The sequence below is a fragment of the Nostoc sp. ChiSLP03a genome (genome assembly GCF_034531215.2).
Lineage (GTDB): Bacteria > Cyanobacteriota > Cyanobacteriia > Cyanobacteriales > Nostocaceae > Nostoc.
This window is the reverse complement of the sequence record NZ_JAVRBQ020000027.1, coordinates 64,389-78,165: the sequence shown is the minus strand read 5'-3', so window position 1 is coordinate 78,165 and position 13,777 is coordinate 64,389. Positions and strand designations below refer to the sequence as shown.

General features: G+C 40.9%; 13 protein-coding genes. 6 read left to right on the top strand and 7 right to left on the bottom strand.

Translation table 11 applies throughout. From position 1 onward, the window contains the following. The first annotated feature begins 80 nt into the window (after positions 1–80). The 4 genes from RMY32_RS03440 to RMY32_RS03425 all read left to right on the top strand — a co-directional run bounded on the left by RMY32_RS03440 (position 81) and on the right by RMY32_RS03425 (position 5,045). Positions 81–1,232 carry an efflux RND transporter periplasmic adaptor subunit gene (locus tag RMY32_RS03440; protein WP_322712338.1) on the top strand — a complete coding sequence of 384 codons (1,152 nt, stop codon included), beginning with the start codon at positions 81–83 and terminating at the stop codon, positions 1,230–1,232. A gap of 117 nt (positions 1,233–1,349) precedes the next feature. Beyond that, positions 1,350–2,510, top strand: a complete 1,161-nt coding sequence (devC, locus tag RMY32_RS03435; protein WP_322712337.1) for an ABC transporter permease DevC — start codon at positions 1,350–1,352, stop codon at positions 2,508–2,510. After that, positions 2,500–3,693: an ABC transporter permease DevC gene (devC, locus tag RMY32_RS03430; RefSeq protein ID WP_322712336.1), complete on the top strand. Its 1,194-nt coding sequence runs from the start codon at positions 2,500–2,502 to the stop codon at positions 3,691–3,693. The genes devC (RMY32_RS03435) and devC (RMY32_RS03430) overlap by 11 nt, the downstream gene beginning before the upstream one ends. A gap of 32 nt (positions 3,694–3,725) precedes the next feature. Beyond that, on the top strand, positions 3,726–5,045 hold the full coding sequence (locus RMY32_RS03425) for an ATP-binding cassette domain-containing protein (protein ID WP_322712335.1): 1,320 nt from the start codon (positions 3,726–3,728) through the stop codon (positions 5,043–5,045). A gap of 270 nt (positions 5,046–5,315) precedes the next feature. On the opposite strand, the gene RMY32_RS03420 is transcribed toward RMY32_RS03425, so the two are convergent. After that, entirely contained in the window at positions 5,316–6,047 is a 732-nt protein-coding gene (locus tag RMY32_RS03420; protein ID WP_322712333.1) for an ABC transporter ATP-binding protein, read from the bottom strand. A gap of 346 nt (positions 6,048–6,393) precedes the next feature. Between RMY32_RS03420 and RMY32_RS03415 the strand changes: the two genes are divergently transcribed. Together RMY32_RS03415 and RMY32_RS03410 are read left to right on the top strand one after the other, a co-directional pair. Then, entirely contained in the window at positions 6,394–7,233 is an 840-nt protein-coding gene (locus RMY32_RS03415; RefSeq protein WP_322712332.1) for an Rpn family recombination-promoting nuclease/putative transposase, read from the top strand. 190 nt (positions 7,234–7,423) lie between these two features. After that, positions 7,424–8,281 carry an Rpn family recombination-promoting nuclease/putative transposase gene (locus RMY32_RS03410; protein WP_322712330.1) on the top strand — a complete coding sequence of 286 codons (858 nt, stop codon included), beginning with the start codon at positions 7,424–7,426 and terminating at the stop codon, positions 8,279–8,281. 15 nt (positions 8,282–8,296) lie between these two features. On the opposite strand, the gene RMY32_RS03405 is transcribed toward RMY32_RS03410, so the two are convergent. The 6 genes from RMY32_RS03405 to RMY32_RS03380 all read right to left on the bottom strand — a co-directional run bounded on the left by RMY32_RS03405 (position 8,297) and on the right by RMY32_RS03380 (position 13,595). Beyond that, positions 8,297–9,088 (bottom strand): ABC transporter ATP-binding protein, encoded by a 792-nt coding sequence (locus RMY32_RS03405; protein WP_322712329.1) that lies wholly within the window; start codon positions 9,086–9,088, stop codon positions 8,297–8,299. A gap of 42 nt (positions 9,089–9,130) precedes the next feature. Then, positions 9,131–10,078 (bottom strand): branched-chain amino acid ABC transporter permease, encoded by a 948-nt coding sequence (locus RMY32_RS03400; protein WP_322712327.1) that lies wholly within the window; start codon positions 10,076–10,078, stop codon positions 9,131–9,133. A gap of 55 nt (positions 10,079–10,133) precedes the next feature. Beyond that, entirely contained in the window at positions 10,134–10,736 is a 603-nt protein-coding gene (locus RMY32_RS03395) for a Uma2 family endonuclease (protein WP_322712325.1), read from the bottom strand. A gap of 14 nt (positions 10,737–10,750) precedes the next feature. Further along, complete coding sequence (locus tag RMY32_RS03390) at positions 10,751–11,701, bottom strand: branched-chain amino acid ABC transporter permease (RefSeq protein ID WP_322692446.1); 951 nt, start codon at positions 11,699–11,701, stop codon at positions 10,751–10,753. 7 nt (positions 11,702–11,708) lie between these two features. Then, the gene (locus RMY32_RS03385; RefSeq protein ID WP_322712324.1) at positions 11,709–12,983 is read right to left on the bottom strand and encodes an ABC transporter substrate-binding protein; all 1,275 of its coding nucleotides are present in this window, start codon (positions 12,981–12,983) and stop codon (positions 11,709–11,711) included. Positions 12,984–13,271: 288 nt separating this feature from the next. Beyond that, positions 13,272–13,595, bottom strand: coding sequence for a DUF6464 family protein (locus RMY32_RS03380; RefSeq protein WP_322712322.1), 324 nt, complete (start codon positions 13,593–13,595; stop codon positions 13,272–13,274). Positions 13,596–13,777 lie beyond the last annotated feature (182 nt).

Sequence of the window (13,777 nt, the reverse complement as noted above, 5' to 3'; positions counted from 1 at the left end):
CTTTAAAAAAGAGGTTAATCCAAAAGACGCTCCTACGTCGCTAACGCTACGCTATCGTAAATCCAAAATCCAAAATCGACGTGACCCCTACTGTTACTGCTCGCAATTTTAGTATCTTTGCTGGTCTACTTGCCTTAAGTATCGGGGCTGGATACGTTTTCCTGTCTAAAGTATCTAGCCCGTCACCCGCCAACAACGCCTCGTCATCTTCGTTATCGTTGCCCGCTGAAAAAACAAAAGTCCTGGCATTGGGGCGGTTGGAACCAGAAGGGGAGATTACCAAAGTTGCAGTTCCAGTGGGGGCGCAGATTGATAAATTAAAAGTTTCTGAGGGTGATTGGGTTAAAGCCGGACAAGTTTTGGCTTATCTCAAAAGTCACCAAGAAATGCTGGCTAAACGAAATTTGGTTGCTAGCCAGTTAGAGGAGGTGCAAAAACAGATACAAACAGATAGCTCCCTCAATAAAATTGAGATTGGTCAAGCACAAGCACAGATTAGTCAGATTTCTACTCCTCGTTTGCAAGAAATTAGCTCTCAACAGGCTGCTGTTCGCCGATCGCAAGCAGAGTTGGATCAAGCAATTATCATACGCGATCGCTATGCAAAACTTTATGCTGAAGGTGCAGTTCCTAAAGAAGATTATGAGATTAGGAAGTTACTGGTTGTACAAACCCAGGAGAATTTAAGTCAAGCCAGAGCCAAGTTAGATCAATTAACCACGACCCGCACAGAAGATATCAAAGTAGCTCAAGAGAACCTCAAACGCTCAGAGATGAATTTAAAGCGAGTCGCTAGCCATAGTGGGTTGATTTCAGCCATCCAAAATTTAAAACTGGCCCAGGCACAGTTAGAGCAAACTATTATCCGTGCGCCCAAAAACGGCCAAGTCCTGAAGATTTACACTCAGGCTGGGGAAGTGATTTCCGATCGCGGGCTTCTGGCTCTGGGCAACACACGTAATATGTATGTAGTGGCAGAGGTTTTTGAAACAGACGTTAAGTTGATTAAAGTCGGACAGCGAGCAACTATTACCAGTCCGGTTTTTGAAGAAAAAATGACTGGCACTGTCGCCAAAATTGGTCAACTGGTGTTCAAAAACGACATTATTGGGGACGATCCGACAGCAAAATCAGATGTCCGAGTGGTAGAAGTGAAAATCCGCTTAGATCGAAGCAAACTTGTCTCCGATCTCAGTAATCTGCAAGTAGATACCGAGATTGATTTAAATTAATTCGCTAAAGGTTTTTCAAAAGGGAACAGGGAATGGGGAATGGGGAATGGGGAATGGGGAATGGGGAACAGGGAATAGGGAATAGGGAACAGGGAATAGGAGGCAAGGAAAAATATAGTGACTAAACGTCAGCACCGCAAACACTGGAAAGGGCCCCCGTTGGCATGGCGCAACTTAATGCAGAGTAAAGCTCGCTTAAGCGTGGGAGTTTCAGCCATCAGCTTTGCGGTTTCCTTAATATTTATGCAACTTGGACTCTTTGGCGGAGTGATGAAGGGAGCGACGCTCCTCTATGACAGCCTCGATTTTGACATTGTATTGATTTCATCCAAGTCGCCAGAGTCTACCAATGTTCCACCCTTTCCCCGACGTTATTTGTATCAGGCGGGAGGGATGAATGGCGTTGCTGCTGCTAGACCGCTATACCTGTCATTTGGCTCGTGGCGCAATGTAGAAACGACGCGAATACGAGCGCTTTTGGTTTTGGGGTTTAATTATCGAGATCCTGTGTTGCGCGTGCCAGAAATTTATCCGTATTTACAAGACCTGCAACGCCAAGATACCTTGCTAATGAATCGCTTTTCACGCTCCGAATTTGGCCCGAGAGAAGTAGGTCTGAAAACTGAACTGAGCAGGCGACAAGTTGAGATTGTGGGGTTGTTTAGCTTAAATAACACTATCCGTGCTGATGGCACTGTGATTGTTAGCGATGGAAATTTTATTCGTCTCAATCCGGGGCGATCGCTAAATGATGTGAGTCTGGGGCTGCTGAAAGTTGAGCCGGGTGTAAACGTTGATCAAGTCGTACAACGCTTACGCCAAATCATGCCAGCAACGATTAAGGTGTTCGATCGCCAGGAAGCCATGGCCAGAGAGCAGGAATTTTGGGTTAAATCTTCTTCGCTCGGTTATATCATTGGTGTTGCCGTTGTCATGGCTTTTTTAGTTGGCACTGTCATTGTCTATCAAGTCCTGAGTTCTGATGTCACTGAACGCTTACACGAATACGCAACTTTAAAAGCCATTGGATATACTAATCTGCGTTTGCTGACAGTCGTTGTCCAAGAAGCGGTTGTGCTGGCGGCGCTGGGGTTTATTCCCGGTTGTCTTCTGGCTTTGGGCATGTACCATGCCATTTTTATTGCCACAAGACTACCAGTCGCTATGACTGTTAGCCGGATGTTATTAGTATTTGGCTTGACGATTCTGACATGTAGTGCGTCTGGACTTATTGTTGCTCGCAAAGTATTAGTTGCAGATCCCGCTGATGTTTTCTAGGAAAAAGGTTCGAGTTGTCCTTTTTAAGTTTTCCCTTGCTTGGCGCAACCTGCTCCAGCGCCGATCGCAGTTTTTCACAGCATTAGCCGCGATCGCCTTTGCGGTTTTTCTGATGTTTTCCCAACTCGGATTTCAGAATGCAATGTTGAATAGTAACGTTGCGTTTATTCAGGTATTAAATGCTGATTTAATCATGCTCAGTCAGCGACGCTATGTTACCGTTATTGACGAAACCTTTAATCGAACTCGATTATATCAAGCTAGACAATTTGAGGGCGTTGCCGCCGCTTATCCTCTTTATATCACTCTCGGTAGTTGGAGACGTTCTGGAACTGCTGAGGAAAGGTCTATCCGAGTACTGGGATTTAACTTAGACGATCCTGTTTTTCTTTTGCCTGAGATTCAAGCCGCTGAATCCGTTCTCAAAATGCCCAACACTGTATTGACCGATAGCAGGTCTCGCAAAGATTATGGTTCTATGCAACCGGGTGTGACGACTGAGCTTTCTGGTGTCAACATCAAAATAATTGGCACGTTTGAACTGGGTGCTGACTTTGTAACTGATGGCAATTTAATTGTCAGCGATCTTAATTTTCTGAGAATCTTTGCAACTAGACCTTCTGGCATTGATTCCAAGCTTCGTCCATCGCTCAACGACGTTGATATTGGTCTAATCAAAGTTACTCCAGGAACGAATAGCGATCGCCTAGAAAAGTTTTTAAATCAAGCTTTACCATCTGATATAGTTGTTTACACCAAACAACATTTTATTGCCAAAGAACTAGATTATTGGATGCAATCATCTGGAATTGGGGCTATTTTTGGATTAGGAACAATCATCGGTTTTGTGGTTGGTATTGTCGTAGTTTACAACATTATCTATAGTAATGTTACAGATAATCTACCTCAATATGGTACTTTGAAAGCCATTGGCCATTCTAATTTTTATCTTGTCAGTATTGTTTTTCTCCAATCTATAATTCTTTCATTTTTTGGTTTTTTTCCGGGCTTTTGCTTAAGTTCTATTTTTTATCAATTAATTTCTACGGCTACAGGGCTGCAATTAGAAATGGATTTTAACGTTATCAGCCTCGTGCTATTTTTAACAATTTTAATGTGTGTGATTTCTGGACTGATTGCCAGCAGAAAACTTAAAAAAATAGATCCTGCTGATATTTATTAACAAAGATTTTGAATAGATATTGATATAAACCGATGTCTAACGAACCAATTATTGTCATCAAAAACCTCAACCATTATTATGGCAAGGGTCAATTACGCAAACAAATATTATTTGATATTTCCCTGAAAATTTATCCTGGAGAAATTGTGATTATGTCCGGTCCCTCTGGGTCTGGAAAGACAACACTGCTGACTTTAATTGGGGGATTGCGTTCTGTTCAAGAAGGTAGCCTTCAGATACTAGGACACGAGTTAAGCAAAGCCAGCAATCGGTTGCTGGAAAATGTCCGCAAGCAGATAGGGTTCATTTTCCAAGCTCATAATTTGTTAGGTTCCCTAACCGCAAACCAAAACGTGCAAATGTCTTTGGTGCTGAATGATGCGATCGCAATGGAAGAAGCGCAAGAGCGATCGCAAGCAATATTAGAGCAAGTGGGACTGCAAAAGCGGATTCATTCTTATCCACACCAGTTATCGGGCGGACAAAAACAACGAGTGGCGATCGCGCGGGCTTTGGTAAACCGACCCCAACTGATTTTGGCAGATGAACCAACAGCAGCGCTAGACAAAGCCAGCGGTCGAGATGTAGTGGAACTAATGCAAAAACTGGCAAAGCAGCAAAATTGTACCATTTTGCTAGTAACCCATGACAACCGAATTTTAGATATTGCCGATCGCATCGTTCATTTAGAAGATGGTCGTTTAGCCTCGCCTACAGAGCAAGCAATTCTAGACATTGAGAGTACAACGACCTCATTAGTTAAAGCGAAAAAAGAGGAATTGAGCCGCACGCTCGAAGAATTAACAATCCCTCAGTTTTTGAGTTTGCTTCAGAAGCTCAAAGAAGAATTTGAACAAGTTTTGCAAGCAATGAATATTCTGAGCGAGCAAATGCTAAAAGCAAATATTGAGGAAGTGATTAGAGCGTTAGCCTGGAAAATTGCCCAAATTATGGGTGCGGATAGAGCAACTATCTTTGTGGTCGATCGGGAAAAAAACCAGCTTTGGTCTAAGGTTTCCCGGAGTGAAAATGAAGAAGCGGTAGAAATTTTCCTGCCGATGAATGATAGTATTAGTGGTTATGTTGCCACAACTGGTGAGAGTGTAAATATAACTGATGTTCAGCAAAATCCTCACTTCTATAGAGAAATCGATCGAGCAACTGGATATCATACTTGTAATATCCTTTGCTTACCTATGTTCAATAGCAAAAACCAAGTATTTGCAGTGGTTGTGTTGACTAACAAATTAGGAGGTAGCCCCTTTGATGCCAATGATGAACGTCTACTTCGCGAACTAACTGCACCGCTGAGTGTGATTCTAGAAGGTACTCTCTCGGTGTTACAACAATAGAGTTGTCAGGATTTGAAGAAGAATTCAGGTAAGAATTCAAGAGTCAGAATAATAGACCTGCCTTAAAAATAGGGACTGGGGACTGGGGACTGGGGACTGGGGACTGGGGACTGGGGAAGAGATATTTTTATTGTTCCTTGTGAGTTCCGTTCATAGAGTCTCTTGCAAAAATGATTTTTGCAAGAGGCGGGAAAAGGGATTGATGTTTTTTATTGTTCCTTTCCCCTTTTCCCCTTACCCTTTTCCCTACTTTTACAAGAAGTCTAATATTTACCCTAAATAAGCTTTTTTAACTCGCTCATCACTAATCAATTCTGATGCTGCTCCTGTTAAGGTAATAGAACCAGCTTCTAAAACATAACCGCGATCGGCAATTTGCAGCGCCAAATTTGCGTTTTGTTCAACTAACAAAATAGTCACGCCTGTAGCCCGGAGATTTTCAATAATAGAAAAGATTTCCCGGACGATCGCAGGTGCTAAACCTAAGCTAGGCTCGTCTAAAAGCAACAGTTGTGGTTTACTCATGACAGCGCGAGCGATCGCTAACATTTGTTGTTCGCCACCGCTGAGGGTTCCTGCTAGTTGATTGCGTCTTTGTGACAAACGGGGAAATAGCTCAAATTGGCGCTGAATGTCTGCTTTGATCTCGGCTTGATTGGAACGAATATAAGCACCCAAAAGTAAATTATCAAATACAGTTTGCCGCGCTAATACTCTACGTCCTTCAGGACAATGGGCGACACCAAGTTGGACAACTTCGTGAGTTTGGCGACGAGTAATATTATGTCCATTATAGATAATTCTGCCACTCTTAGGATTAACTACTTTAGATATAGCGCGGAGTGTAGTAGTTTTACCAGCACCATTAGCACCGATTAGAGTAACTACCTCACCTTTTTTAATAATTAAATTAATCTTTTTTAAAGCTTGGATGCCGCCATAATTAACATCAAGTTCTTGAACTTCTAAAATTGTATAGTCTGGTTTACTATCGGCTTTCATCGGCGGTTTACATCCAGAAATGTTGATTCAAAATCTAAGAGGTTGTTTGAAAAGTCGCAAAGTATACTATAAACCCCTCTCAAAACCTCTCCCCGTTGGCATCAGCCTGCCGTTAAGCAAGCGCATAGAGGCTTTGAAACCCCCATTCCCTTGTAGGGAAGGAAGGCTAGGTTTCTGGGACTTAAATGCTACCAAAAATACTTGTTCATTCACCCTCTAAGATATATCAATCATACATTTCTTAAAACAGTGCCAAGAAGTCTATTGCTTCAACTTCAAACTAACGCCATAATACCGCAATCTTTATGATGTACCATTAATTACTGATAAATATATCAAGCGTCCAGTGGCAAAAGTAGCAGATATTGGTAGCAAAGGACTAATTAATTTAGCTCCCGATGCATGGGTAAAGTGGGTAACACAACGTCCGGAAGTGGTGGCGAGAGAAATTCTCGGCTCTGAGTTTCACTGGATTAGCCGCGAAACAGATGTGTTAGTGAAAGCATACAGTGCCACTCACGGGGATTTTCTCGTACTCAATGAACTACAGTTGCGTTACACAACACAGATGCCTCTACGGATGAGAGTTTATGCTGCCTTGGCACAAGAACGCTATCGATTGCCAACTTACCCAGTACTGATCAACATTTTACCGCCTTCATCCAGCTTAACTATTGTCAGTAGTTACGAGCAGGAATTTTTGGGATTACGTGCTATCCAAGATTATCGCACGATCAATTTGTGGGAAATCGATGCTGAAATAGTCTTTGAGCAACCATTACCATCGTTGTTACCCTTTGTGCCAATCCTCCGAGGAGGGGAAGAGGTATCAGTTGTGCAACGCGCATTAGAGGCGCTACGAGCAGATGAACAGCTGAACGAGTTAGAATCATTGCTGGCATTTTTTGCTAGCTTTGTCTTAGATACGCCTTTAGTGCAAGAAATCATGAGGTGGGATATGGCAGTATTGCGAGAATCGCCTTGGTATCACGAAATTGAGCAAAGAGGTATTCAGCAAGGCGCGCGACGGCAGCTAATTCGGGTATTGGAACAACGCTTTGGTGAAATTCCCCATGAAGTAGAAGTAAGGTTTGAGGGCGAGAGTGTGGAAAAATTAGAAAATTTAATGGATAGTGCGATCGCAGTGAATTCTTTAGACGAATTTGTGAGTATTTTGTTTATATAAATTTCACAGGTGCGATCGCCTTTAGATTTTTCACAATTCCACGTTTAAGGGTACGGAGAATTTAAACTAATCATTGTAGAAACACTAAAAATAATCTCCCACCATCTCTCAATATGTTGGAAATTAGTTAAATGTAATGCCACACTTCAAGTTACGATAAATCTGACTTATTGAGAGCATCTACACCCTGATGACAAAGCCTGCTGATGTCAGTACCAAAAAATTAATCAGCCTCGCACCCAATAACTGGGCAAAATGGGTAACACAAATTCCTGATATTGTTGCTGGGGAAATTCTAAATAGTGAATTTCAGTGGATTAGCCGGGAAAGTGATGTTTTAATCCGTGTCAGTAGTCCACAACATGGAGAATTTTTGCTTCTTAACGAATTGCAATTACGCTATAAATCCCAAATGCCGCGTCGGATGCGTGCTTATACTGCGCTTGCAGAAGAAAAATATAACTTACCAACATACCCCGTTCTGATCAACATTCTTAAAACTGGTAACAATGAAATACCCACAAGCTTTACATCAAATATTGCCGGATTACGGGCAATCCAAGATTATCGAGTAATTAATCTGTGGGAAATTGATGTCAATATTGCTTTTCAACAACCCTTACCATCCTTACTGCCATTTGTACCCATTCTCAAAGGTGGTGAAAATGAATTTATTATTAGAGAAGCATTGCAAATTCTTCGTGCTGATGAACAACTCAACCAACTAGAAACAGTTCTAGCTTTTTTTGCTACGTTTGTTTTAGAGAATACACTCGTTCAAAAAATTATGAGGTGGGATATGACCGTATTACGTGAGTCACCTTGGTATCAAGAAATTTTACGCGAAGGAGAAGCACGCGGAGAAGCACGCGGGGAACTGCAAGGAATACTTTCTGCGATTGAAATTAATTTAGAGTTGAAATTTGGCGATCGCGGCTTACAATTGATGCCAGAAATTAACCAGATTCAGGATTTAGAGCGTTTAAAGACAATTTTACGGAATATTGTCACTGCAAATACTATTGAGGAATTGCAACAGATTTTATAATTCTCAAGTTAGTTATCAATCATTTCCCAAATAAGCTTCAATTACAGCCGGATCGTTTCTGACTACAGATGGTTCACCCAAAGCAATCAATTGCCCAAAATCTAATACAGCAATGCGATCGCACAAACCCATAACCAATGGTACATGGTGTTCAATCAGAACGATCGTCAAATTGAAATCATTGCGCAGGCTGCGAATAAATGCACTGAGTTGCTGCTTTTCATTTGGGTTCATTCCCGCCACCGGTTCATCGAGAAGTAAAATTTGCGGTTGTAATGCTAAAGCACGGGCAATTTCTAGCCGACGCTGATCGCCGTAAGCAAAGTTTTTGGCTTTTTCGTCAGCGCGATCGCTTAATCCCACCAAATCTAATAAATCGAAAGCTTTTTGCTTAGTCTTCAATTCTTCACGAGGCGCTGGTGGTAATCCTAAAACACCTGTAATCATATTACTTTTGGTGTGTAAATGTCGGGCAATTATCACATTTTCTAATGCCGATAATTCTCCGAACAAGCGGATATTTTGGAAGGTACGCGCGATACCTAAAGCCGCAATTTGATGAGGACGCAGTCGAGAAACTTCTGCATCTTGATAAATTAATTGACCGCTAGAAGGTGGAATAAAAGCAGTAATCAAATTAAACAGTGTTGTTTTACCAGCACCATTAGGGCCAATCAGTCCAAAAATTTCATGTTTATTTACACTAAAAGATACATTATTTACAGCCACTAAACCACCAAAGCGGCGAGTTAATGCTCTTGCTTCTAAGACAATATTGCTGTTAGCTGCTGGAATACTATGTGCCATTTTTGCAGAATATAAAACTTACGCAATAACTCTCTGAAACTCTTATTCCTTTGCGCCCTTTGCGTGCTTGACGGTTCGTTTTTTTCTTTGAAAAACATCTGGAGTAATTAGCCCTTGAGGGAAAAAGATTGTACCTATTACTATAAGTAACCCAAAAATAATTAATCTACCATCTCGCAAAAACTGTGCTAACCAATTAGGTAAACCACCAGTATCAGCGAGGCTTCGCAGAATCTCTGGTAAAGCTGTAAATACCATACCTCCAATTACCGGGCCTAAAAAAGTTCTCGAACCACCAATTAAAACAAAAGTTAAATATATAATGCTGGCATCAAAAGTACCTTGACGAGCATTCCAGGTATTGAGGAAGTGAGCGCTAATTGCACCTACAACCCCTGCAAGCATAGCCCCTAACGTAAACGCCAAAACTTTGTAATAAGTAGGAGCAATTCCCATTGCACCCGCAGCTAATTCATCTTCGCGGATAGCGATAAAAGCCCTGCCGACGCGGATACGTTCTAAACGATAAAGTAGTATCATACTAATTAATAGTAATGGCAAAGCAATCCATAAATATTCGAGTTGTGTTTGGAAAGGTTGAGGAATGCCAAAAATTCCGACAGCACCGCCTGTAATATCTAGATTGAGAGAGATGACGCGCAGAACTTCCACAAAAGCGATAGTTGCGATCGCTAAATAAATTCCTCGCAAGCGTAACGCTGGAATTCCCACTAATATACCCAAAAAACCAGAAATTACACCTGCAATTAACATCTCCAATAACAACAAAGGAATTGGAAATAAACTACTGCTAGATGTAAAAACTTTTGTGGATAAAATTGCGGCAATATATCCACCTAAAGCATAAAATCCGGGACTAGCTAAAGACAATTGTCCTGTCATTAGCGGTAAGTAAAGCGATAACCCTAGTAACGCCCCCAATACCATAGAGACAATTAAAGAAGCGTAAGTAGCAAAGAAATCAGCCATTTTATTTTAAAATATTTTTATATAAGCTCAATCAAACTATCACTTTTGCCAACTTTTAAGCTGTTAAGATTTTCTCTGCTGTCAGCGTCAGTTCAGGAAAAGTTCGTGACACAATTCGTTCTGAGCCTCTAAAGTGTGTGCATTGGTATTTTCCCTCAGCATCTAAGAGAAAAACAAACACAGCCGGAACTTTTGGATTTCCCAAATACTCTCTTAGCCCAATTGCCAAATAATCTACAATCCAATATTCTGTAATACCTAAGCGTTGATACTCATCTAATTTATCAATGTAGTCATCTTCCCAATTAGTTGATGTCACCTCTACAGCTAATTGGATGGGTTCTTCAAGTGCAGCATAAGCAGAACGATTTGAGCGCCATTTATCTTTATCTATGACACTTGCATCAGGCTTGCGCCCTTGCTCTATGCCATTGGCAGTTATAGTTTTAAAGACTGCTGTGTTTTTTACTACGTAATTAAGATTTAGACGTTTAATTTCATCTTTGAAACTAAACAATAGAAAATTAGCGACATCATCATGATTTCTGGTTGCACACACTTCTACAATTTTTCCATCCACAAGTTCATATAAACCCTCCTCTGGACACTGTTCTAAAAATTGATCAAAAGTTAACTTTTGTTTGGTGTATGTTTTCATAGCGCTACGTCTCTTTAAACTTTCTGAATAAACCGCCGCCCTAACAAACCTTGGGGTCTAACTAATAGCATGATAAACAAAATTGCAAAAGCTACTGCATCTTTATATCCAGAATAATCAACAGGGACAAATGCCTCAACTAATCCAATTAACAAACCTCCTACCACCGCACCAGGAATACTACCTAAACCACCTAAGACAATTACTGCTAAACCGCGCAAACCAAAAGCAATGCCGAAATATGGCCCTGCAATACTAACACTAGAGGCAACTAAAGTTCCTGCTAATCCTGCTAAAAAACTGCTGATGAAGAATGTTAGGATGATAAAGCGATCGCTATTAATTCCTAACAAACTAGCTGTAGTTGGATCTTCTGCGATCGCTTGCATTGCCTTACCATATTTAGTTCGATTGATAAAATAGGTAAGAATTACCACGATTGCTACTGACACAGTGAAAATTACCACCTGAACACTGCGAATCGGAATTGGGTTTTCTGAACTACCAAAGTTAATCGCAGGTGGCAAATTACCATAAGTATTTGCGGGGTATGTGTAACTTTCCGCACCTACTAAATATTGAATTAAATTCACAATTACCACTGCTACCCCCAAGCTGGAAACAACAGTTAGTAAAGGATCGGAGCCTTGACGGCGCAAAGGTTGAAAAGCAACGCGTTCCATCACTACTCCTACCAATCCCGCCAAAGTGCTTCCTAAAATCAAGGATATAGCAAATGGTAATTTTATCGGCAAGGCTGCATTAGCCAGCAAACCATTAAATCCAAAGTTCCCACCCATGAGTGCATAAGTGAAATATGCACCCAAGGTAAAAATCGCGCCATGAGCTAAATTAATAATGCCCAAAATCGAATAAACCAAGGTATATCCCAAGGCAAAAATTGCATAGACGCTGCCAATGGATAACCCATTTAATAATTGCTGCAAAAAGATATTAATATTCATGGAGCAACTATTTTAGAAATGTAAATTTACCTTGACTTCCATCTTTTTCCATTTTGATTTGGGCAACATAGAAATCTTTTTGCACAACTTCACCTGTAGGAGTAAAACCAATTTCACCCAATGGTGTATTGTATGTTCCTTCAAGTATTTGTTTGTTTAGCTGCGTCCGTAATTCTGGTAGCTGTAGTTTGTTGACTTTGCTCTTTTTATCTAAAGATTGGAGTGCTTCGACATAAACCTGCACTGCTGCAAAAGCTTGGGCGCTAAATTGGGGTGGTTCTTTTTTATATTCTTCAATATAAGCTTTACGAAATGCCGTGTTAATTTCACCTGGATGTTCTGGACTGTAGGCTTGAGCAATCAATACCCCATCACAAAGTGCTTTACAAACTGGCAATAAATTCGATGTATTTAGACCATTTCCACCGACAATTAAACCTTTATAACCCAGTTCCCGCAATTGCCTAACTAAATTACCACCATCAGCAGCCAAGCCAGAAATAATTACCAAATCTGGTTTGAGATTAATCGCATTGGTTGCTTGACTTTGAAAATCTGTGTCACTAGTTTGGAATTTTTGCACTGTTACCAATTCTAGCCCTTGATCTTTAACTGTTTGCTGAAAAATTTCCGTTTCTGACTTGCTAAATGCATCATTTTGGGCGTAGAAAACTGCGACTTTTTTCAGTTGGGGATTTTGCTTAAGTGCCGCTTTCACCGAATTAGGTGCAACGATGGAAACTGGTGCAGAAACACGAGCAACGTAATCACCAATTTCGGGAATATTTTTAGCAGTATTTGATGGGCCAATAATTGGTACTTTTGCCCGTTCGCCAATGGGATCGGCACTAAAGGCTTGCTGTGACAAAGTTGGGCCGACAATTCCAATAACTTTATCTCTATTAATTAGAGTTTGAAAAGCGTTAATTGCTCCTGCTTCATCACCGCTAGTATCTTGAAAAACTAATTTAATTGGTGTACCATTAACACCACCTTTACTATTAAAATACTTCTGGGCAAGTTTAGCTCCAGCGACTTGCTCTTGACCCAGTAATGCCACATTGCTAGTTTGGGCAACACCAATACCAATAGGAATACCACTTGATAATGTATCCGTTGTTGCTGGGGTATTGGTTGCAGTATTATTAGGGGTACTATTTGGAGTACTATTTGGACTATTAGTGGGAGAATTTGTCACTGTGCTAGTGCCACCACCACAGCCTGTTAGTAGCAAAGCGCAAGTTGATAATAATGCTGTTGTCCGAGCGATCGCGTTGTTCATCGTTGGATAATCATCTAGTTATGAGATATTCGGCAAAAGCTAATAGTAATTTTCATAATCTGCAAACAAAATGATGCAGATTTACACTTTTGCACGAATTCTATTAAATCATTCTTATTTCACCATGCAAAGAGAAATATTCAAAGTGCTTGTAAATACAAATTATTAGACTTCTTGGCATTTGTCGACAAAAGGGAAAGGGGGAAAGGGTAAAGGTTTTGTATTTTCCCTTCCTTTTTAACCAAAACCTTTTCCCACGAGAGTGGATTGAGTATTGAGTAAGGAATCTTAAGTGCTTTTTTCATTATCAGTTAATTCTCTAGGTTCGTAGTGACGGCAACCGTTACACGGGCCTTCGGGATTGATAGCACAGCGGATGTAGCCAGATCGGGCATTAAATTTGCAGCTGATATCGCCAATCAGATAACCCACCCCTTCTAAATAATAGCGATCGCCTTCCACAGGTCTAAGGTTTTGCCGTCCCTGTACCACTGGAAAATTCATGGCTGCTTGCCTCATCCGCAAGCGCGATCGCTGGGTTCTACGAATCATCCACAGGGAAAACAGGGACGGTAAAAAACCAACGGCAATCACTAAAAGTGTTTTTAACACCTTCTTTTTACCTCTTCTGGGCGCTGATCGATTGTCCCTGATGTTACACTCTGGTTTTACGGAAGTGCAAATATTAGGGCGGCTTTGTTTCTTTGTCACCAACTATGGTTGCAAAGAAATAATGGCAGTGTAGTATCTAGCAATTTTGAGAAATAAGTTCCTTCTGCCACTTCAATCAGCAT